Origin of the sequence: Ruania albidiflava DSM 18029 (assembly GCF_000421225.1) — a bacterium.
GTDB lineage: Bacteria > Actinomycetota > Actinomycetes > Actinomycetales > Beutenbergiaceae > Ruania > Ruania albidiflava.
Genome location: NZ_ATWL01000004.1, coordinates 1 through 21,375, shown reverse-complemented (window position 1 = coordinate 21,375; position 21,375 = coordinate 1). Strand labels below are relative to the sequence as shown.

General features: G+C 65.5%; 18 protein-coding genes. 9 read left to right on the top strand and 9 right to left on the bottom strand.

Annotated features, from left to right (window positions below):
- Positions 1–80: 80 nt before the first annotated feature.
- The 7 genes from gyrA to dnaA form a co-directional block, all read right to left on the bottom strand.
- Positions 81–2,714 (bottom strand): DNA gyrase subunit A, encoded by a 2,634-nt coding sequence (gyrA, locus tag K338_RS20850; protein WP_022917309.1) that lies wholly within the window; start codon positions 2,712–2,714, stop codon positions 81–83.
- A gap of 16 nt (positions 2,715–2,730) precedes the next feature.
- Positions 2,731–4,767 carry a DNA topoisomerase (ATP-hydrolyzing) subunit B gene (gene gyrB, locus K338_RS0106180; RefSeq protein ID WP_022917308.1) on the bottom strand — a complete coding sequence of 679 codons (2,037 nt, stop codon included), beginning with the start codon at positions 4,765–4,767 and terminating at the stop codon, positions 2,731–2,733.
- A gap of 206 nt (positions 4,768–4,973) precedes the next feature.
- Positions 4,974–5,594: a DciA family protein gene (locus K338_RS0106175; RefSeq protein WP_022917307.1), complete on the bottom strand. Its 621-nt coding sequence runs from the start codon at positions 5,592–5,594 to the stop codon at positions 4,974–4,976.
- Complete coding sequence (recF, locus tag K338_RS0106170) at positions 5,584–6,786, bottom strand: DNA replication/repair protein RecF (RefSeq protein ID WP_022917306.1); 1,203 nt, start codon at positions 6,784–6,786, stop codon at positions 5,584–5,586. Before recF ends, K338_RS0106175 begins: the two co-directional genes overlap by 11 nt.
- Before the next feature lie 65 nt (positions 6,787–6,851).
- Positions 6,852–7,745, bottom strand: coding sequence for a phosphogluconate dehydrogenase (NAD(+)-dependent, decarboxylating) (gene gnd / locus K338_RS0106165; protein ID WP_022917305.1), 894 nt, complete (start codon positions 7,743–7,745; stop codon positions 6,852–6,854).
- Positions 7,746–7,775: 30 nt separating this feature from the next.
- Positions 7,776–8,903, bottom strand: coding sequence for a DNA polymerase III subunit beta (gene dnaN, locus K338_RS0106160; protein WP_022917304.1), 1,128 nt, complete (start codon positions 8,901–8,903; stop codon positions 7,776–7,778).
- A 470-nt stretch (positions 8,904–9,373) separates the two neighbouring features.
- Entirely contained in the window at positions 9,374–10,789 is a 1,416-nt protein-coding gene (dnaA, locus tag K338_RS0106155) for a chromosomal replication initiator protein DnaA (RefSeq protein ID WP_051154699.1), read from the bottom strand.
- Positions 10,790–11,264: 475 nt separating this feature from the next.
- On the opposite strand from dnaA, the gene rpmH reads away from it, so the two are divergent.
- The 6 genes from rpmH to rsmG all read left to right on the top strand — a co-directional run bounded on the left by rpmH (position 11,265) and on the right by rsmG (position 14,552).
- Positions 11,265–11,402 carry a 50S ribosomal protein L34 gene (gene rpmH, locus K338_RS25020; protein WP_084480679.1) on the top strand — a complete coding sequence of 46 codons (138 nt, stop codon included), beginning with the start codon at positions 11,265–11,267 and terminating at the stop codon, positions 11,400–11,402.
- Between the two features lie 13 nt (positions 11,403–11,415).
- Positions 11,416–11,823 (top strand): ribonuclease P protein component, encoded by a 408-nt coding sequence (gene rnpA / locus K338_RS20845; RefSeq protein ID WP_022917302.1) that lies wholly within the window; start codon positions 11,416–11,418, stop codon positions 11,821–11,823.
- Positions 11,820–12,224, top strand: a complete 405-nt coding sequence (yidD, locus tag K338_RS26490; RefSeq protein WP_084480677.1) for a membrane protein insertion efficiency factor YidD — start codon at positions 11,820–11,822, stop codon at positions 12,222–12,224. The genes rnpA and yidD overlap by 4 nt, the downstream gene beginning before the upstream one ends.
- 22 nt (positions 12,225–12,246) lie before the next feature.
- The gene (gene yidC, locus K338_RS20840) at positions 12,247–13,266 is read left to right on the top strand and encodes a membrane protein insertase YidC (protein ID WP_022917301.1); all 1,020 of its coding nucleotides are present in this window, start codon (positions 12,247–12,249) and stop codon (positions 13,264–13,266) included.
- 128 nt (positions 13,267–13,394) lie between these two features.
- Positions 13,395–13,895 carry a Jag family protein gene (locus K338_RS25485; protein ID WP_027286499.1) on the top strand — a complete coding sequence of 167 codons (501 nt, stop codon included), beginning with the start codon at positions 13,395–13,397 and terminating at the stop codon, positions 13,893–13,895.
- Positions 13,896–13,907: 12 nt separating this feature from the next.
- Entirely contained in the window at positions 13,908–14,552 is a 645-nt protein-coding gene (gene rsmG, locus K338_RS25480) for a 16S rRNA (guanine(527)-N(7))-methyltransferase RsmG (protein WP_022917299.1), read from the top strand.
- Positions 14,553–15,027: 475 nt separating this feature from the next.
- On the opposite strand, the gene K338_RS25950 is transcribed toward rsmG, so the two are convergent.
- Positions 15,028–15,369: a hypothetical protein gene (locus tag K338_RS25950; protein WP_211218196.1), complete on the bottom strand. Its 342-nt coding sequence runs from the start codon at positions 15,367–15,369 to the stop codon at positions 15,028–15,030.
- A 2,017-nt stretch (positions 15,370–17,386) separates the two neighbouring features.
- Here K338_RS25950 and K338_RS20835 point away from each other — a divergent pair.
- Together K338_RS20835 and K338_RS0106125 are read left to right on the top strand one after the other, a co-directional pair.
- Positions 17,387–18,481, top strand: a complete 1,095-nt coding sequence (locus K338_RS20835) for a ParA family protein (protein ID WP_022917298.1) — start codon at positions 17,387–17,389, stop codon at positions 18,479–18,481.
- A complete protein-coding gene (locus K338_RS0106125) occupies positions 18,478–19,872 on the top strand; it encodes a ParB/RepB/Spo0J family partition protein (RefSeq protein ID WP_022917297.1) in 1,395 nt (464 codons plus the stop codon). The genes K338_RS20835 and K338_RS0106125 overlap by 4 nt, the downstream gene beginning before the upstream one ends.
- A 4-nt stretch (positions 19,873–19,876) precedes the next feature.
- On the opposite strand, the gene K338_RS0106120 is transcribed toward K338_RS0106125, so the two are convergent.
- Positions 19,877–20,761: a DUF2268 domain-containing putative Zn-dependent protease gene (locus K338_RS0106120; protein WP_022917296.1), complete on the bottom strand. Its 885-nt coding sequence runs from the start codon at positions 20,759–20,761 to the stop codon at positions 19,877–19,879.
- Positions 20,762–21,128: 367 nt separating this feature from the next.
- Between K338_RS0106120 and K338_RS20830 the strand changes: the two genes are divergently transcribed.
- Positions 21,129–21,375 (top strand): hypothetical protein (locus K338_RS20830; protein WP_040653130.1); only part of this gene is annotated, 247 nt, incomplete at its 3' end.

Sequence of the window (21,375 nt, the reverse complement as noted above, 5' to 3'; positions counted from 1 at the left end):
GGACGCAGGTCGCTCGGTGGTGGGTAGGTTCCGTGCCGAGGTGCGCACCGGTGTGCTGCCGGTGTGCTGCGTGGGTTCGCTCATCGGTTCTCGTCCTCGCCTTCCGCCGATGCTGCGGACGACGGTACGCCATCATCCTTGGTGCTGGCACCCTCTGCTGGAGCTTCACCGTCCTCGCCGGCAGCATCCTCGTCCCCGGCCTCCACCTCGGCCTCGGCGACAGACTCCAGGTTCCGGGTGATCGCGATGATCCGGTCGCCCTTGTCCGGCTTGGCGAAGGTCACACCCTGGGTGGTGCGGCCGGTGAGGTTCACCTCGCTGACCGCAGTGCGCACGATCTTGCCCTTCTCCATGATCACCAGCACCTCGTCGTCCGCGTCGGTGATCAGTGCGCCGACCAGGTCGCCGCGAGCCTCGACCAAGTTCGCGACCTTGATGCCGAGCCCGCCACGACCCTGCACGCGGTACTCCGAGACCCGGGTGCGTTTGCCGAACCCGCCCTCGGTGACCACGAACAGGTCCGAGTCGTCCCGGACCACGGTCATCGACAGCAGCGAGTCGTCGTCGCGGAACTTCATCCCGGTCACCCCGGAGGTGGCTCGGCCCATCGGCCGCAGCGCCTCGTCCGTGGCGGTGAACCGCAGCGACTGACCCTTCCGGGAGACCAGCAGCAGATCCTCGCCGACGTTGATCACCCGGGCGGCGACCAGCTCGTCCACCTGTCCGTCGGCGGACTCGCGGAGGTTGATCGCGATCACGCCTCCGGTGCGGCTGGAGTCGTACTCGGTCAGCCGGGTCTTCTTCACCAGACCGGACTTGGTGGCCAGCACCAGGTAGTCCGCCTGCTCGTAGTCCCGGATGGCGAGCACCTGGGTGATGTGCTCGTCGGGCTGGAACGCCAGCAGGTTCGCCACATGCTGCCCCTTGGCGTCCCGACCGCCCTCGGGCAGCTCGTAGGCCTTGGCCCGGTACACCCGGCCCAGGTTGGTGAAGAACAGCAACCAGTGGTGCGTCGTCGTGACGAAGAACTGGTCCACGATGTCGTCCCCGCGCAGCTGTGCCCCGCGCACCCCCTTGCCGCCACGGTGCTGGGCGCGGTAGTTGTCCGTACGGGTGCGCTTGGCGTACCCGCCGCGGGTGATGGTGACCACCACGTCCTCTTCGGGGATGAGGTCCTCGATGGACATGTCCCCGTCGAAGGGCAGGATCGTGGTGCGCCGCTCGTCGCCGTACTTGTCCACGATCTGGGAGAGCTCTTCACCCACGATGGTGCGCTGCCGGTCCGGGGAGCCGAGGATGTCCTTGTAGTCGGCGATCTCCGCCTCGAGCGCCTCGAACTGGTCCAGGATCTTCTGCCGTTCCAGGGCCGCGAGCCGGCGCAGCTGCATCTCCAGGATGGCGTTCGCCTGGATCTCGTCGATCTCCAGCAGCTCGATCAGGCCGCGCCGGGCGTCCTCCACGGTCGGGGACCGGCGGATGAGGGCGATCACCTCGTCCAGCGCGTCCAACGCCTTGATCAGGCCGCGCAGGATGTGGATCCGGTCCTCGGCCTGCTTCAGCAGCCACTGGGTGCGGCGCACCACCACATCGATCTGGTGAGCGACCCAGTGCCGGATGAACGCGTCCAGGCTCAGCGTGCGCGGCACGCCGTCCACCAGGGCGAGCATGTTCGCGCCGAAGGTCTCCTGCAGCTGGGTGTGCTTGTACAGGTTGTTCAGCACCACCTTGGCCACGGCGTCGCGCTTCAGCACGATCACCAGGCGTTGGCCGGCGCGACCGGAGGTTTCGTCCCGGATGTCGGCGATGCCCTGGATCCGCCCGTCCCGGACCAGCTCGGCGATCTTGGCCGCAAGGTTGTCCGGGTTCACCTGGTAGGGCAGCTCGCTGACCACCAGGCAGGTGCGGTTCTGGATCTCCTCGACCTCCACCACGGCGCGCATGGTGATCGACCCGCGCCCGGTCCGGTAGGCCTGCTCGATACCCTTGATGCCCAGGATCTGCGCCCCGGTGGGGAAGTCCGGTCCCTTGATCCGCTGCAGCAGCGCACCGAGCAGCTCCTCGGCGGAAGCGTCCGGGTGCGCCAGCAGCCAGTGCACACCGTCGGCCACCTCGCGCAGGTTGTGCGAGGGGATGTTGGTGGCCATGCCCACGGCGATCCCGGAGGAGCCGTTCACGAGCAGGTTCGGGAACCGGGCGGGCAGCACCTTCGGTTCCTGGGTCCGGCCGTCGTAGTTGTCCCCGAAGTCGACCGTGTCCTTGTCGATGTCGCGGACCATCTCCATGGCCAGCGGTGCCATCTTGCACTCGGTGTACCGGGGTGCGGCCGCCGGGTCGTTACCGGGTGAGCCGAAGTTGCCCTGACCGTTGACCAGCGGGTACCGCAGCGACCAGGGTTGCACCAGCCGCACGATCGCGTCATAGATCGCCGTATCACCATGCGGGTGGAACTGACCCATCACGTCGCCGACCACGCGGGAGCACTTGGAGTAGGAGGAGTCCGGCCGGTAGCCGCCGTCGAACATCGCGTACAGGATCCGCCGGTGCACCGGTTTGAGCCCGTCGCGCACATCGGGCAGCGCCCGGGAGACGATCACGCTCATCGCGTAGTCCAGGTAGGAGCGCTGCATCTCCAGCTGCAGATCGACCTGCTCGATCCGGTCGGTGAGCACGGCCTCCGTGTCGTCGCCGGTCAGGGGGGTGTTGTCGTCGGTCACTGAAGACTTTCCTTACTCAGACGTCGAGGAAGCGCACGTCGCGGGCGTTGCGCTGGATGAACGAGCGGCGTGACTCCACGTCCTCGCCCATCAAGATCGAGAAGATCTCGTCCGCCGCCGCGGCCTCGCCGATGGTCACCTGCCGCAGCGTGCGGGTGTCCGGGTCCATCGTGGTCTCCCACAGCTCGCGGTAGTCCATCTCGCCCAGGCCCTTGTACCGCTGGATGCCGGTGTCCTTGGGCAGCCGATGGTTCTTCGCCAGGCCCTCGGCCACCATCGCGTCCCGTTCCCGGTCGCTGAACACGTACTGGTGCGGCGCGTTGGTCCACTTGATCCGGTACAGCGGCGGCTGCGCCAGGTACACGTGCCCGTTCTCGATCAGCGGACGCATGTACCGGAACAACAAGGTCAGCAGCAGGGTGCAGATGTGCTGGCCGTCCACGTCCGCATCGGCCATCAGCACGATCTTGTGGTACCGCAGCTTCGTGATGTCGAAGTCCTCACCGAACCCGGTGCCGAACGCAGTGATCAGCGCCTGCACCTCCTGGTTGGCCATCGCCTTGTCCACACGGGCCTTCTCCACGTTCAGGATCTTCCCGCGGATCGGCAGGATCGCCTGGGTCTCCGGATTACGACCCTGCACCGCCGAGCCGCCGGCGGAGTCACCCTCGACGATGAACACCTCGCAGATCGAGGCGTCTCGACTCGAGCAGTCCTTCAGCTTGCCGGGCAGACCACCACCCTCGAGCAACCCCTTGCGCCGGGTCGCTTCGCGGGCCTTGCGCGCCGCCAACCGTGCCGCAGCAGCCTGCACGGACTTGCGGATGATGTCCCGGGCTTCGTTCGGGTGCGACTCCAGCCAGGCACCGAGCTGGTCGAAGACCACCTTCTGGGTGAACGTGCGCGCTTCGGTGTTGCCCAGCTTGGTCTTGGTCTGCCCCTCGAACTGTGGCTCGCCGAGCTTGATGGAGATGACGGCGGTGAGCCCCTCGCGCACGTCGTCCCCGGTGAGGTTCTCGTCCTTCTCCTTGAGGAGCTTGTTCTCCCGCGCGTACCGGTTGATCAGCGTGGTCAGTGCCGCCCGGAAGCCTTCCTCGTGCGTCCCCCCCTCGGAGGTGTTGATGGTGTTCGCGTAGGTGTGCACGCTCTCGGTGTAAGCAGCGGTCCACTGCATCGCGATCTCCAGGGAGATCTTCCGCTCGGTGTCCTCGGACTCGAAGTCGATGACTTCCGGGTGGACTGCCTCGATGCGCTTGGCGGAGTTGAGGTGGTTGACGTAGTCGACCAGCCCGCCGTCGTACTTGTAGCTGACGGTGCGGGTGCGTCCGGCCTCGTCCTCCTCCTCGTCTTCCTCACCGGCGACCTCGTCGGCAGTACCGTTGTGCCGCTCGTCGGTGAGGGTGATCTGCAGCGACTTGTTCAGGAACGCGTACTGCTGCATCCGAGAGCGCAGGGTCTCGAAGTCGTACTCGGTAGTCTCGAAGATCGTCTCGTCCGCCCAGAACGTCTGGATGGTGCCGGTCTCCTCGGTGGCCCCCAGCTGCTGCAGCTCACCGACTGGATGGCCGCCCTCGCCGAACTCCTGGCGCCAGCGGTAGCCGTCGCGGCACACCTCGGTGACCATCCGGGAGGAAAGGGCGTTCACCACGGACACGCCCACGCCGTGCAGACCACCGGAGACGGCGTAACCACCACCGCCGAACTTTCCGCCGGCGTGCAGGATGGTCATCACCACCTCGACCGTGGGTCGGCCCTCGCTGGGGTGCATCGCCACCGGGATACCGCGCCCGTTGTCCCGCACCCGCACACCGCCGTCGGCGAGCAACGTGATCTCGATGTGGTCGCAGTAGCCGGCCAGCGCCTCGTCCACGGAGTTGTCCACCACTTCGTAGACCAGGTGGTGCAGACCCCGCTCACCGGTGGAGCCGATGTACATGCCGGGGCGCTTGCGAACTGCTTCGAGCCCCTCGAGAACGGTGATGTTGCCGGCGTCATAGCCAGTCGACCCGGGAGGTGTGGATCCGGCCTCTGGCCCTGTCGTCTCGTCAGCCACGTTCTTCTGGCGCTCCTATCGTCGTCGGTGCACGCCTTCGGCACCGATCCGGGTGGAGACGGCGGGAACACGTGCCGGCCCAGGGTTCTCATGATCAGGTGCCACTGCCCCCCGGACGCTGTAGTCGATTCTACCCCGAAACAGCGCAGATTCCGAGTCTGTCCACAGTGTTGTCCACAACGGTGTGGTGGCATGTGGACAACGGCTCAGCCGTAGGTGTCCCGTGGCCCGCGCCCGCCTTGCACCCGCCTGGTGCCGCGGCTCCATGACGGGCCGCCAGGGCCGAGCACCTTGATCGAGGTGACCACCCCTTCACCGACCTCCTCGGCGAGCCGGCGGTCCAGCTGTGGGGTGAGCAGACGGATCTGGGTGGCCCAGGCGGTGGAGTCGGTGCGGACCACCAGCACACCGTCCTCGAAGGTCTCCGGCACGCAGTGGTCGGCGATCTGGTCGCCGACCACCTCCCGCCAGCGCCCGACCACACCACCGATGGACAGCGGTTGTCTCCAGCCGAGCTGGCGGGCCAGTGCCTGCACGGCATCGCCGAGGGGAGCCGGGTCCCGGGCGGACTCCGGTGCGCTGGGCAGGTACACGTCACCGGCTCGACGGCGGGGCTTGCGTCGCGTAGTGGCCATCCCCTTGGCACGGGCTGCTTCTCGTGCACGAGCCAGCGCGACCCGTGCCGCACTGTCCGGATCCTCCTGGTCCGGTAGGTCCTCGGTGGTGCTGGCCTGCTCCGGCAGTTGGCCGGACCGGACCTCCTCGGCCGGCCGTCCCTCCCCACCTGCCGGCTCCTCAGTGGGCGGGAGGCCCTGGTCACCTGACACAGGTGGCCACCGACCCCATCACGTCCACCCGTGCCCCTTCGAGCACCTCGGGAACGTCCTCGGCCACCGCTGCGGTGATCAGCACCTGCTCAGCGGGAGCGATCAGCTCGGCGAGCCGGTCCCGTCGGCGGGTGTCCAACTCGGCGAACACGTCATCGAGGATGAGCACTGGTTCTGAGCTCTCGTGCCAGTCGTCATCAGCCTTGAGCAGCTCATAGCTGGCCAGCCGCAGCCCCAGCGCCAGCGACCAGGACTCTCCGTGCGAGGCGTACCCCTTGGCGGGCAGGTCGTCCAGATACAGCTCGAGCTCGTCGCGGTGCGGACCCACCATGCTCACCCCGCGCTCGATCTCCTTGCCACGCAGGTGCGCCATCGCTTCCAGCAGCCGGGCCTCAACCACACCGGCGTCGGTGAGCGCTTCAGGGTCCTCGGGCCCGGGCTCAGCGGGTCGGCCGGCCGCCGAGCGTCCGGTGCTGCCCATCGCCCGGTCCACGCTGGCACGGTAGAACATCCGCGCCTCGCTCTGACCGGAGCTGACCTGCGTGTAGGCGTGGGCCAGGTGCGGGCGCAACGCATTCACCAGCTGCACCCGGGCCGCCACCAGCTGGGCACCGGCGACCGCCGCCTTGTCGTCCCACACGTCCAGGGTGCGCAGGTCCAGCTTGGTACCCGAACGACGCTGGGTACCGGCGGACTTCAGCAGCGCGTTGCGTTGCCGGATCACCCGTTCGTAGTCCGAGCGCACCGCAGCGAGCTTGGGGCTGAGCAGCACCAGCAGCTCGTCCAGGAACCGGCGCCGGCCCTCCGGATCCCCCTTGACCAGGCTGAGGTCCTCGGGGGCGAACAGGACCGTGCGCAGCCGCCCGGCCAGGTCTCGGGCCCTGGGCAAGGGGCTGCGGTTGAACCGGGCCCGGTTCGCCTTGCCCGCCACCACCTCCAGCTCCAGCAGCGAGCTACGACCGTCCCGCACCACTTTCGCCTGGATGATCGCCCGCTGCGCACCAGCACGGACCAGCGCGGCGTCCGCGGAGACCCGGTGTGAGGAGAAGGTAGCCAGGTAGCCCAGGGACTCCACCAGGTTCGTCTTGCCCTGTCCGTTCGGCCCCACGAACGCGGTCACACCGGGGTCCAGCGCCAGCAGCACCTCGGGGTAGGACCGGAAGTCGGTCAGCGCCAGGTCAGAGACGTACACGAGCCCTCACCGGCCCTGCCGAGGCATGCGGAAGGTGCACGAGGACGACCAGGTGGGTTCCGCCGTCATTCAGCGGAGGGTTTCGTGGCGTGGCCGCCGAACTGCTGACGCAGTGCGGCCACCGCCTTCATCGCCGGGGAGTCCTCCTGCCGGGAGTCGAACCGGGCGAACAGGGCAGCGCTGATCACCGGCGCCGGCACGGCCCGCTGCACAGCTTCCTCCACGGTCCAGCGTCCCTCACCAGAGTCGGCCACGAAACCGCGGATGTCGTCCAGGTCGGGGTCCTCGTTGAGTGCCTTGACCAGCAGCTCCAGCAGCCAGGAACGAACCACGGTGCCGCGCTGCCACGCTTCGAAGATCGCACCGACGTCCCCGATCAGGTCATCGCGTGCCGCGAGGATCTCGTAGCCCTCGGCGTAGGCCTGCATCACGCCGTACTCGATGCCGTTGTGCACCATCTTCGCGTAGTGGCCAGCGCCCACCGGACCGGCGTGCACGAAACCCTCGTTGCGCGGGCCGTCCGGTCGCAGCGCATCGAAGACAGGCATCAGGTACTCGATCGTGGCGTCATCGCCGCCGACCATCAGCCCGTACCCGTTCGTCTCTCCCCAGACTCCTCCGGAGACACCGGCATCCACGTACCTCAGGTCCCGCCGACCGAGCTCCTCGGCCCGGCGCAGGTCGTCGTCGTACTTGGAGTTGCCGCCGTCGATGATCACGTCACCGGGACCAAGCAGCCCGGCCACCTCCGAGATCACAGACTCGGTGACCTCCCCGGCCGGGACCATCACCCACACCACCCGCCGGTCACCGTCCAGTGCCTGGACCATCTCGGCGAGCGAGGCGACGTCAGAGACCTCGGGGTTGTGGTCGTATCCGGTGACCTCGTGGCCCTTGAGCCGCAGGCGATCGCGCATGTTGCCGCCCATGCGGCCCAGTCCCACGAGTCCGATGTGCATCTGCGCGATCCTTTCGTTGACGTGCTGCTCTCAGGCTCCGAAGCGGATCGGCATCAGCAGGTAGCGGAACTCTTCGGCGTGATCGCTACCGTCGATGGAGTCCTGCCCGGTCATCACAGCCGGCTTTGACGGGTGGGTGAAGGACAGCCGGACGAACTCGGAGTCCAGCGAGCTGAGCCCGTCGAGCAGGTACTGCGGGTTGAACGCGGTGCTGATGTCCTCACCCACGAGGGTGGACTCCAGTGCTTCCGACGCCTGCGCGTCGTCTCCCTGACCGGCTTCGAGCACCACCTGGCCCTCGGTGAACGACAACCTGATCGGGGTGTTCCGCTCGGCGACCAGGGCCACCCGCTTGGCGGCCTCGACCAGGTCGGAGGTCGCCGTGACCGTGTGCGTGGACGTCTGCTCCGGGAACAGCCGCCGCACCGGGGGGTAGTCCCCCTCCAGCAGCAGCGAGGTCGTGCGCCGGCCCCCTGCCTCGAAGCCGATGATGTCCCCGCCCTCGGCCAGGGCGAGCTCCACCGACCCGGCGCTGGAAAGGTTCTTCGCCACATCAGAGAGGGTGCGTGCTCGCACCAGCGCTGTGCGGGAGACCCCCGGGCTGGCGGGGTTCCAGTGCACTTCTCGCATCGCCAGGCGGTAGCGGTCGGTGGCCAGCATGGTGAGCGTGTCGCCCTCGATCTCGAGCTTGACACCGGTCAGCAGCGGCAAGGTCTCGTCCCGGCCGGCGGCGATCGTCACCTGGGCGATGGCGCGGGCGAACCCGTCGCCGTCGATAGATCCGGTGACCTCCGGAAGATCTGGTAGGGACGGGTACTCCTCGACCGGCATGGTGAGCAGCGTGAACCGGGAGGCGCCGCAGACGACCATCACCCGGTTGTCCTCGACGGCCACCTCGACCGGCTTGTTCGGCAACGCTCGGGCGATCTCGGCCAGCAGGCGGCCGGAGACGAGCACCGAACCGGCCTCTTCCACCTCGGCGGTCACCGTGGACCGGGCCGAGACCTCGTAGTCGAAGGTGGAGAGCACCAGGCTGCCCTCGGCGTCCGCTGTCAGCAGCACCCCGGCGAGCACGGGAGACGGTGGACGTGTCGGCAGGCTGCGCGAAGTCCAGGTGACGGCGTCGGCCAGTACGTCTCGCTCCACCCTGAACTTCACGATGCGGGCCCTACTTTCTGATCGTCGTACTTGGGGCTACTGAGCATAGTGAGTCAGCAGCGGGCGGTTGTCCACGTCTCCTCGGCGGAGCAGGACACAGGTCTGCCTCCGAGGTTAGACGACAGCGGTGGGTGATGGGTGCTGGATCTGTCGATGTGTTCATCAGCAGGGTTGCTCAGGGCTCGGACCGGTAGCTGTTGGTTGTTCACATCCTCGGATCGTTAAAGGTCTCGTGGTCGTCATAGGAGATGTGGAGACTGTGGGCGAGCGGCATCTGTGCAGGTCAGTGTGGGCAGCCGGTTGTGGACAGGTGGTGGGACGAGCGTGCACAGCGCCACGGGGAAGATGTGAATGTCATCTGCCGGCCCTAGCGGCGTCCACGGAGAAGGACCATGTTGTCCACGTGCTGCGCGGTAGTTATCCACGGCTGTCCACAGCGTTGTCCACAACTGTGCATTTCGCGTGGTTTGTCAGGTGCGTTGCTGTTTGATCCGGTTGGTCAGCTCGGTGACCTGGTTGAAGGTGGAGCGCCGTTCGGCCATCTGCTGGCGGATCTTCTTGTTCGCGTGCATCACCGTGGTGTGGTCGCGGCCTCCGAAGAGCTGTCCGATCTTCGGCAGGGACAGCTCGGTCAGCTCGCGGCACAGGTACATGGCGATCTGGCGGGCGTTGACCAGCACTCGGGAACGGTCTGCGCTGCACAGCGCCTCGATCGTCACACCGAAGTAGGAGGAGGTCTGCGCCATGATCATCGACGGCGTGATCTCGGCACCGTCGGTGTCGGTGATCAGGTCCTTGAGCACCATCTCCGCCAGGGGCAGGTCCACCGACTGCCGGTTCAGGTTCGCGAACGCGGTCACCCGGATGAGGGCACCCTCCAGCTCGCGGATGTTCGAGGAGATCTTCGAGGCGATGTACTCCAGCACCTCGCTGGGTGCCTGCAGCGACTCGCTGCCCGCCTTCTTCCGCAGGATGGCGATCCGCGTCTCCAGGTCCGGCGGTTGTACGTCGGTGATCAGACCCCACTCGAACCTGGACCGCATCCGGTCCTCGAACCCGTTCAGGTGCTTGGGCGGCAAGTCGGAGGTGATGACCACCTGCTTGTTGTCGTTGTGCAGGGTGTTGAAGGTGTGGAAGAACTCCTCCATCGTCTGTTCCTTGCCCTGCAGGAACTGGATGTCGTCGATGAGCAGCACGTCGACCTCGCGGTAGCGGCGCTGGAACGCCTCTGCCTTGTCGTCGCGGATGGAGTTGATGAAGTCGTTGGTGAACTCCTCGGAGTTCACGTACCGCACCCGGATTCCGGGGTAGAGGCTCTTCGCGTAGTGGCCGATGGCATGCAGCAGGTGTGTCTTGCCGAGCCCGGACTGTCCGTAGATGAACAGCGGGTTGTACGCTTTCGCCGGTGCTTCGGCGACGGCGGTCGCGGCCGCGTGTGCGAATCGGTTCGAGGATCCGATCACGAACGTGTCGAAGGAGTAGTTCGGGTTCAGCCGCGCGTTCGGGTCCACGCCAGTGGCGTAGTTGTCCACCCGTGGCGGTGCCGGTGGTTCGACAGTGCGCTGCTGGGCGCCGCTGCTGGGCGCCTGGTCGCCGTGCTGGGTCGCAGGGCCTGAGCTTCGTGGCACCTGGTCGGTCTCGGCACGTTCGGGTTGGTCGTCCTTGTCCTCCAGCGAGGGATCCACGGTGACTGCGATCCGCACAGTGCGGTCGAGCGCGGTGGACAGCGCGGAGATGATCGACTCCCGCGCCCGGGTCTCGATGTAGTCCTTGGCGAACTCGCTCGGTACGGCCAGCAGGATCGTGTCGTCGATGACGCCGAGTGGTTTGGTCAGGCGGATGAAGCCGGCCTGAGCACCACCGAGGTTCCCGCGGCTGTTCAGGATCTCGTAAGCGCGCTGCCAGGCATAGTTGAGATCGGTGGGATCGACTGGCGACTCTGACACTGGACCCCCTGCCTGAAGGACGACTGATGGTGATGGTTGGGCACCCGGTAGGTCCATGCCGCGGGTGCAGCTGGTTGGACCAGGCGATGATCCACAACTCTATCCACAGTCTGTGTGTAACCGCGTGCCACGGCGTCGAGCATTGAGCTGCTGCGGTTCTCGGGCTGATGGACCACATACCTGGAGAGGCGAGCGTATCGGTGTATCGGTGGTCTCGGCCAGCGGGTTGTCCACAGGCAGATGCCGATGGTGAGCAAGCCCATGGTTGCGCGGTTTGACCGTGCTTCGAGCCACCACGTATCGTGGGTCAGTCATATGGACGACTGTGCCCACGTGCTGGTGCGCCGTGTCCGTAACGTCTTGCGCTCCACGACACGATGGGGCGGCACACTTCCCGACGTCTTGGAGCAGAACCGTGAGCAAGCGGACCTTCCAGCCCAACAACCGGCGCCGAGCCAAGGTGCATGGCTTCCGACTGCGGATGCGCACTCGCGCTGGCCGCGCCATCGTTGCGTCCCGGCGCCGCAAGGGCCGTCGCGCTCTGACTGCCTGAGACGCTCAGGGCGGTGCTGCCGGCGGAGTATCGGATGCGCCACGGCGACGAGTTCGGCGCGGCGATCTCTTCCGGTGCCCGCAGCAGCACTGCGCGGCTGGTGGTGCACTACCACTCCACCCGGGACACGGTCACCCGGGTGGGTTTTGTTGTGTCCCGGGCCGTGGGCGGGGCAGTGCAGCGGAACTTGGTGAAGCGGCGGATGCGTGCCGTGATGGCTGAGGACCTTGATGAGCTGCCCGAGGGCACAGCACTGGTGGTGCGAGCACTGCCGGCGGCAGCCGGGGCTAGCTTTACGGAGCTGCGCAGCGACCTGCGTCGCAGCTGGCGGAAGGCGCAGCAGAAGGAGTACCGGCGGAGGGGGCGCTCCGTACCCGTGGCTGCCGGAGACCCACCGGATGCTGGGAGGGTGCAACGATGACGGCGCGGCACAGCTCTCGTCATCCGGTTACCTGGCTGCTCACCATGATGGTGCGCGGTTACCAGCTGATCGTCTCGCCTTGGCTGGCGCCGCGGTGCCGGTATTACCCGAGCTGTTCGGCCTATGGCTTGGAAGCGTTACGGCGGCACGGTCCGCTCACGGGCACAGGGCTCGCGGCGTGGCGGGTGCTGCGCTGCAACCCGTGGTCCGCTGGTGGCGTGGACGAGGTTCCTGCCCAGACCAACCTGCCTTGGCGGCGACGTGCCGGGACGACCGGCGAGCACGGTGACGACCGATGCCAGGCAGATGGTTCGCCGTCGCACGCGGACCGCTTAGCCTATGGGGCAGACCGTAGTCTCGATCACAGACTTTCCCACCAGGGTCCGCACCAGCGGATCTGACCTTAGGAGACCAAGCCGGCAGATGGGTTTCTTCGACACTGTGCTGTGGCCGCTGAAAGTGGCCGTGGCCTGGATCATGGTGCAGGCGCACGATGCGCTCACGTTCATCGGCATGGACCCTGCTGGTGGCTGGACGTGGGTGCTCTCCATCGTTGCGCTGGTGGTGGTGATCCGGATCCTGCTGATCCCGCTGTTCGTGCGGCAGATCAAGGCCTCGCGCGGCATGCAGGTGGTGCAACCAGAGATCCAGAAGCTGCAGAAGAAGTACAAGGGAAAGACAGATCCTGCGTCTCGCCAAGCGATGCAGCAGGAGATGATGGCGATCTACAAGGAGGCTGGTACCTCCCCGTTCGCCTCCTGCCTGCCGCTGATCGCGCAGATGCCGGTGTTCTTCGCCCTGTACCGGGTGCTGTACTCGTTGCCCGATGTGGCCAGTGGTTCGTACCACGGTCGCGACAGCATCGGGCCACTGACGCAGACGCTGGCCGCACAGGCTGAGTCCTCGACAATCTTCGGCGCCCCGCTGGCGTCCAGCTTCATGGGCGATGACGCGCTCGCCGTGCGGCTGGTGACAGCCACGCTGATCGTGCTGATGTCGGCGACCACGCTGTTCACCCAGCGCCAGCTGACGATGAAGAACATGCCAGCGGCCTCGCAGGACAACCCGATGGCCCGGCAGCAGAAGATGTTGATGTACATCTTCCCGCTGATCTTCCTGTTCATCGGTGTGAACTTCCCGATGGGTGTGCTGATCTACTGGACCACGTCGAACCTGTGGACCCTTGGGCAGCAGTTCATCGTCATCCGCAACTCGCCCACGCCGGGTTCTGAGGCGGAGCAGAAGTACCTGGAACGCAAGGCGAAGAAGGCCAAGGCGAAGAAGGGCCGCGGTATCTCCCTGGAGGACGAGGGCGCTGTGCTCGAGGGTGGAGACGAGTCGGCCGAGGCTGAGAGTACGAAGCCGGCCAGTGGGCAGCGGACCCAGCCGAAGCGGAATGCACCACGCTCCAAGCGCAAGGGAAAAGGGGCTGCGACCGGCTGACCGGGCGCCTGCAACTATGACGACACCGGCGCCGCCGGTCCATCACACCGCCCAGCGCGGCTGTGAGAATGAGACGAGAGGCTGACACGATGACGAACGAGACTGCAGCAGTGAGCTCCGAGGGCCACATGCCAGAGGGCAGCGATAGTTCGGATGAACGGGCTCGACTCGAGGAGGAGGGCGAAGTCGCTGCTGACTATCTCGAGGAGCTGTTGGACATCGCCGATCTCGATGGTGACATCGACATCGACGTCGACCATGGTCGGGCTGCCGTTGCAGTAGTCACCGATGAGGACGACGAGACCCTCAGTGCCCTGGTGGGCCGCAAGGGTGAGGTGCTGGATGCGCTGCAGGAGCTGACCCGACTCGCTGTTCAGGCGAAGACTGGTGATCGCAGCAGGCTGATGCTCGATGTGGCCGGGTATCGGAAGAATCGGCGCGTTGAGCTCACCGCCCTGGCGCAGGACGCGATCGTCCGGGTGCAGGAGAACGGAGCAGACGTCGCGTTGGAGCCGATGAATCCGTTCGAGCGCAAGGTGGTCCATGATGCAGTAGCCGCAGCGGGCCTGGTCAGTGAGTCCGAAGGTGCAGAGCCGAACCGGCATGTGGTGATCCGTGCGGCTGGCTGAGACGGTGGGTTGATGGAGGAGATCACGCCGGATTCGGTGGCCGTGGACGACGACCGGAGTCGGGAAATCCTCGGCCTCGCCTGGGGTGGCGCCGCACACTTCGCCGAACTGCTTGCTCAAGAGGGTGAGCTACGAGGGTTGATCGGACCGCGAGAGCTGCCGAAGCTCTGGTCGCGCCATGTGCTGAACTCGGCGGCAGTGGCACAGTTCCTGCCAGAGGAAGGATCGCTCGCGGATGTCGGCTCCGGAGCGGGGCTGCCGGGCGTAGTGCTCGCGTTGATGCGTCCGGAGCTCGATGTGCATCTCGTAGAGCCGATGCAGCGCCGGGTGGACTGGCTTCTCGAGGTGGTCGACGAGCTCGACCTGGACAATGTGTCCGTGCACCAGGTGCGGGCGGAGGAGCTGCACGGCAGGCTCACCGTGGATGCGGTCACTGCACGGGCGGTGGCTGCTTTGGACAAGCTCTCGCCGATGTGTCTTCCGCTGGTCGGGGCCGGGGGGCGGCTGCTGGCGCAGAAGGGCCAGCGCGCGGCGGAGGAGGTCGAGAAAGCCTCGAAGGTGCTGCGCAAGCTCGGTGTAGTCGACGTGACGATCCACGAGGTGGACATGCTCGGCGATGGCGATGTCACGCGGGTGGTTGAGGCGCGGAAGAAGTAGCTCCTCATCGGTTCGAACAGACGTACGATTACGTCGTGCCGGTTTCGCGTGGAACGGTGCTGGATACCGCACCGCGATCTGCGTGATCGTTATCGAGGCTGCGTAGCACGCTGATGTTGAATCTCGCTCCGGTCGCAGTTCCGGCTGGTGATGCTTCGGTTCAACCAGCCGCCTCGGCGTAGCGAGAGCTGGTAGGTTCCGGGCTTCACGCTGATGATGGTTGGCACATTCCTGACGTGGCAGATGGTGTCGGTGCACATCTTTCAGGGGTGAGGAAGTCGTGCTGACGCCAGCATAACCGTTTCACGTGCAACGGAGATCGTGAAGGAAACGGTGGCTCGAATCGAGTTCGGGAGGTCCGCACCTCCGGGGTATCGCGCCGTCCGCCGGTCAGTCTGAGGAGTGGCCGGGCCGCAACGAACGTGTCCCTGTGGTTCATCGGTTGGGCGGCTCAGTCCACGACGTTGTGGTGGTGTCACGTCCGCCAGCCGATCCGATAGGTACGCTCGGCCAGTCCCGCATGGGTATTTCTTGTGAAGCATCCGGTATCACCCTGTGCGAGCATCGGATCGAGTCCACGCAGCGTGCCGACCACCATCATTGTCGCGACGTGATCGGTTTTCTGCGTCGGAATGGTCGTCGATGGCTCCCGCCGGACGTGCACGTGGTTCGAGGTGCCGAGTACCGGTTCGTTACGTGAATCAAGGATGCGTGGACGCAGTGCGTTGCGCTGCGCATCGGTGATTGGTTGAGGCCGCGACCGGGATTCAGCGATCGCGCTCGAGCGTGATGGCGATGAGCTGGGCGGAGCGGACAAGTCCACCGTCGGCAGGACGTCGGTGCAGCCCGCTGTCTGGTTCCGGTGTGGATGAGGATTTCTCTTTCCGGCACAGCTTGTGAGCCGCTACCTATCGTGTCGAGTGTTCGTCGGTGCGGAGGTTGTTCCACGTGGAACCAGGTCGACCGTCGCCCCGCAGCCTGCCCACTCGTGACGACGCCTGATACGCGACCGCTGGCGATGCGATCGTCGCTGATGTGTCGGTCATCCTGAGTGTGTCAGAGCGTGAGAGACGTCGGTGCCTATGGGCGACCGATAGGCCCAAGGTCGTGACCGTAAGAGTGTCCGGCCCGTTCCACGTGGAACGGTGCTTCCGGGTGCCGCGTGATGAATGACGCCAGCTGCGTCGATGCGGTCAAACAGTTGCCCGTTTCCGCGTCCAGTCAGTCCGCTCCGGGGCGTATCTGTCCTGGCGGGTGGGAGTACCCGCTCGAGTGGGTGATGACTATCGCACGTCTCTGGTGGACCCCAATCCTTGCGGTGCCTCAGGAGATAGAAGCAGCCGCTGTTTCACGTGAATCCAGTCTGCGAGGAAGCAGGCCCAGATACAGCGCAGCTGGAGTGTCTCTGGTTGTCATCGACAGCCCTGGGGCGGTGTGGGCTCGAGGCGCCCGGTGGGCGAGGCAAGAGTACACGCCACTTGCATGATCGGTTCCGTTTCGCGTGGAACGAATCTGTGAGACTGTCGATCGGGCCACAAGAGGAGGGCGGACGGACACGCGGGTTGCCGCATCGTTCTGCTGAGATGAGATGGATGTGCGACTGGGACTTGAGTTCAACCTTCGCGGTCGAGCAGTCAGGAGCAGACTGCCCGAGCCCGTTTCACGTGGAACCGCCAGCTTGTAGGAACGGACGATAGCACCGCCGAGAGTTCAGACGGCACTAACTGAAGATGGTGGCATCACGGGGCTCCATCGGTGCGGCTCCATGGATGAGTGGTTCGGGGTTTGAAGGACGCCGCTGAGCGAGAGTTTCGCACTGTTCCACGTGAAACCGAGTGCACTGTGCACGGACCGCTGTGCTCTCGGTCCGCAGTGCGAATGGACGGGCTGGGTCAGCGGTGCTCCCGCTTCGGGAGACCGAACGTGCACACGTGCACATGGCTGCTCCCCCGTGTGCTCTTTCTGGTCTAGCAGATGCGGGTTGGAGCGCGCGAGGGCAGGCGGCGTCAATTCGTTCTGTGCGCCATATGGTGTAGTGGAGTCCTGAGAATCTGTAGGCGGGACGGTATTGCAGCAGGTGTCGGCACCGATGAGGATAACCGGAGTACGTCTCTGTGCCAGAGCGCCGACTCGGCCGTTTCACGTGAAACGGCCGAGTCTTCTGACAGCTCACCGCACGATGGATGCGGAAACGCTCTGAGGTGGCGGCTGTGCGTAACAGACAGAGAGAACGCAGCTGTGGCCTACTCGGCCCGATCGGCTATTGGACGCCGGCCTGTGCAGGCGTCGAGCCGAACGGTCGGGCTCTCGCGACGGGCCCGTTTCACGTGGAACGGGCGCGACAGTCAGGGCTCCAAGAGCGTGAGGTGCCATTCGAGTCACCAGGCATCCGGCTCAGCTGTACTCAGATGTTGGTGAAGCCGACCGCGCTACCAGCGTGAGCTCGGGTGCATGTGCGCTCTGTGGATAACGCGCGGTTCACGTGAAACCGCCTCCGCGAAGAAGCCCTGAAGATGCGGTTATCCACATGATCGCTCCAAGATGTGGACAAGACCTGCTGCGAGTTGACCGATGCGGACGGTGTCGAAAAGCAATGAATAGCCGCGACTTCATGCGGTTTCAGGCGCAGTCACGGTTCAACCAGTCAGGGAGGGTCCGCAGGTTATCCACAGGCTACCCGGGTTTATACACATGACGGCGACTTGTGCACACGCAACCCACAGGTTATCCACAGCGCGGCGTCGTAGGCGTCCATGTCCACGGTACGAGCGAAGTGTTCGTGATGATGCGCTAGGCCGTCTACTCTTGGGTTGTTGGCGGTGAAGGGATGATACGTGGACCAGGATGACGGCGCGGCGGGCCCGGCCTCGATTGCGGACGTGACGACGCCCCTCTCCCCGGAGCAAGAGCGACGGCTGGCTCTGATGGAAGCCATCCCGATCATGGACGAGACCACCCCTCTTGCGGCCCAGCTCGCCCAGGACACGCGCCGCCGTATCGAGCTCTCCGGCAGCAAGTTTCCGCCACCACTGCAGACTCGTGTCTTCACGGTGGCAAACCAAAAAGGGGGTGTCGGCAAAACTACGACGGCTGTGAATCTTGCAGCAGCTCTCGCCAAGTCGGGGCTCCGTGTCCTCGTTATTGATAACGATCCTCAAGGAAACGCCTCGACGGCTCTCGGGATCGAGCACCATAGCGGTGTGCCGTCGACCTACGACGTGCTCATCAACGACGTCCCGTTGGAAGATGTCATTCAGGAGTCGGACGTCATCCCCGGCCTCTACTGTGCACCGGCGACGATCGAACTCTCGGGGGCCGAGATCGAGCTGGTCTCGCTGGTGGCGCGCGAGAATCGGCTCCGCAATGCCTTGGCTGCCTACCTCCGGGGACGTTCCCGCCGGGGCGACCCACGCATCGACTACGTCTTCGTGGACTGCCCACCGAGCCTGGGCCTACTGACAGTCAATGCCTTTGTCACTGCTCGTGAGGTCCTCATCCCGATTCAGTGCGAGTACTACGCACTGGAGGGCCTGAGTCAGCTGTTGAACAGCATCAACCTGATTCGCGCCCACCTGAACCCGGCTCTGCACGTTTCCACGATCATGCTGACAATGTTCGACGGTCGCACAAACCTCGCGCAACAGGTGGCGGAGGAAGTTCGTGAACACTTCCCCGACCAGACGCTACGCACCGCCGTCCCGCGCTCCGTCCGCATCTCGGAGGCACCGTCCTATGGGCAGACCGTCCTGACCTATGACGCCGGTTCGACGGGCGCGCTCGCGTATATGGAAGCGGCGCGTGAGATCGCACGCCGCGGAATTGAACCCCCGCCGGATACAGATGCCGGCACCAGCCCTGCCTCGGCGAGGAGCGGCGGCGACGTGGCCGGCCCGCTCGCCGACAGCGTCAACGAAGGAGCAGAACAGTGAGCGAGCGCCGTCGGGCACTTGGTCGTGGCTTGGGTGCCCTCATCCCGTCGGGACCGACGGGGACGGGCAGTCAACGGCCGGTCGACGTCTTTTTTCAGGATCGGGAGCGAACGGGTACGCCAGGTGACCCGGGGAGTGGTGCATCAGCGCCCTCGGGTTCCGTCAGCAGCCCGACGGCCGATAGCCCCCTTGAAGCCGTCGACGAGGTGGTGATCCGCTCTGCTCCCTCCCCTGCCGACGATGTAGAGACTGATCGGACCCCGCAGAGTAGTGCCTCGACTAGTGCCAGTGAAGCACTCCTTGCCGAGCTGGAAGGGGCGACTAACGATAACGGCGAGCCCAGCGCCACGACAGCCATCCAGCCGGCGCCTCCGAGCCCCACCACACCCGACACCAGCCAGGCACCAAGAAGTTCGAAAGCGGATCCGCGGGAGACCGGGTCAGCGGAAGACGTCGTCATCCCCTCTCCCGCGGAGCCCGATGGCGACCTCCGTCCCGTGCCGGGTGCCACGTTCGCTGAGATTTCGGTGGCAGCGGTGCATCCGAACGCGAAGCAGCCCCGGCAGGTGTTCGACGACGATGAGCTGAACGAACTGGCTAGTTCCATCCGTGAGGTGGGCGTGCTGCAGCCGATCGTGGTTCGTCCCTCCGGGACCGACAGCGACGGAGAAGCCACTTATGAGCTGATCATGGGTGAGCGTCGCTGGCGGGCCTCCCGGATTGCCGGCAACACCACTGTCCCAGCGATCATCCGCAGCACCTCCGAGCAGGACATGCTCCGCGACGCACTCCTGGAGAACCTGCATCGCGCACAGCTGAACCCGCTTGAAGAGGCTGCCGCCTACGCTCAACTTCTGGAAGATTTTGGCTGCACCCACGATGAGCTGGCGGTGCGTATCGCCCGCTCTCGTCCGCAGATCAGCAACACGCTGAGGCTGCTGAAGCTACCCCCGCTGGTCCAACGCCGGGTCGCCGCGGGCGTGCTCAGCGCCGGCCACGCCCGCGCGCTCCTCGGTCTCACTGACGGCGCGGCGATGGAACGACTCGCTCAACGGATTGTCGCCGAAGGGCTGAGTGTTCGCGCCACCGAGGAGATCGTCACGCTCGGCGACGACCCGATGCAGCCCGAGCTGCGTCGTCGACCGCGAGCGGGGGCACACTCTGCGGCGCTGAACGATCTCGCGGCTCGGTTGTCCGACAACCTGGACACCAAAGTCAAGGTAAACCTCGGACAGCGCAAAGGACACGTCACGATTGAGTTTGCCAGCGTCCAGGACCTCAACCGCATCCTTGGGGTACTTGTACCGAAGGATCCCGGTGTGCTCCGCGATCGAGCAGACATGACTGAGAACGACGGTGATGGCGACAGTGCGGTAGACGTGGGGGAATGAGCGTTCAGTGGTGCGCAAGCGCCACTGCGATGATCTCCTTGCTCGGAACGTGCAGGACTTCCGTGACATCCTTGCCGGTCGCAGCCAGGTAGGCGTCCACCAGGCGATTGCCGACGGCGTATCCCGCCCCGGTCGGGAGCCCCACCTTGGCAGCACCGAAGCGTTCGGCAGCCGCATCTCCGAGCACCCATGCGCCAAAGTTCTCCATCCCGGTCACGCCGAGTCCGGAAACCACCTTCGCGAACACTGCCTCATCGTTCAGGTGACCGACCCCTATCGGGCTATAGCCGAGGTCGTTGCCGTACAACGACCTGGCGAACGCATCAGCGAGGCCTTCAGAGACGACGTGCTCACCCACGTTCACAGTGGCGGGATCCCAGATGACACCGCCCGGTGCATATCTGAGGTTGTGATGCAGCTCGTGCACTGCCGCAGCCTCGAGGCGGTCCAGGTTCTCCGCGGTGGGCCACAGGGTGAGCATCAGATAACCAGTCATCGACCCATTGCCGGACAGTCCCCTTGCCTCGTCCATGAAGTAGGAGTCTGTCGGGTCACCAAGGACCAGCAACACTGTGAGGTCGGGAACGGTGATCGTCGGGGTCACTGCCAGCTGAGCCGACACAGCATCGGTCAATGCGGTCCGTACTCGCTCCCACGCGGAAGCACGCTCGAGCGCCTCCAGGGCGCTTCGAGACTGCTCGAGTTCACGATCGATCGGGAAGCCCAGGCTCTGCCGGTGCATGACCGCCAGGTCCAGCTCGCCTGGGAAGAACTGGAACATGCCAGCTGCTGGAGCGAGCATCTGGCGCACTCGCTCAGCGCGGTCCTCCTCTGCCGCCTCCAGCACATCGCGCATTCCCTGGTCGGTGTTCAACACGTCGATCGTCATGCCGCGACGATAGAAGGTGACGCCGCGTCAGAGACAACCGATTTGTCTTGAAAGTCAGCAGTTCCGGCCCATCGACCGGCCTGTCGAGTGGAGCTGTAGGCGCAGGCCTGACGAACCGAGGCACCGCGCGTCGTGGCGGGCCCATGGTCCTCGCGTGGAGAGGTGCGCGCCGACGAAATCATCGCGGGGCTTGCAATGGCATGTGATGCGGGTAACATGAAGCCTGTCAGGAAGGGTGGGGGATCCCGGAATGCGTCGCAGAGTTGATCGGCACCAGGCGGACGGTGCACGCCGTCCGCTGCGGTGGGCGTTGCGTAGCACGCTGACCGTCGCTGGTGCAGCGATCCTCGGGGCAGCATTCAGTTCGATGGCTTCGGCCGACGATTCTCTAGTCGGCGGCTTGCTCGACGATGCGGGGGATGTTGTTGAGCAGACCACGAGCGTTGTTGCACCCTCCAATGAGGGTTCTAGCGCCGTTGACGAGACAGATCAGTCTGACCAACAACCGACCTCCGTGGTGGCGGACGTTGTTACCGATGCGACCGATGGTCTCTCCGAGGTTGTTGAGCCGGTGGCGGAGACCACTGAGGCGGTGACTGAGGTTGTTGAGCCGG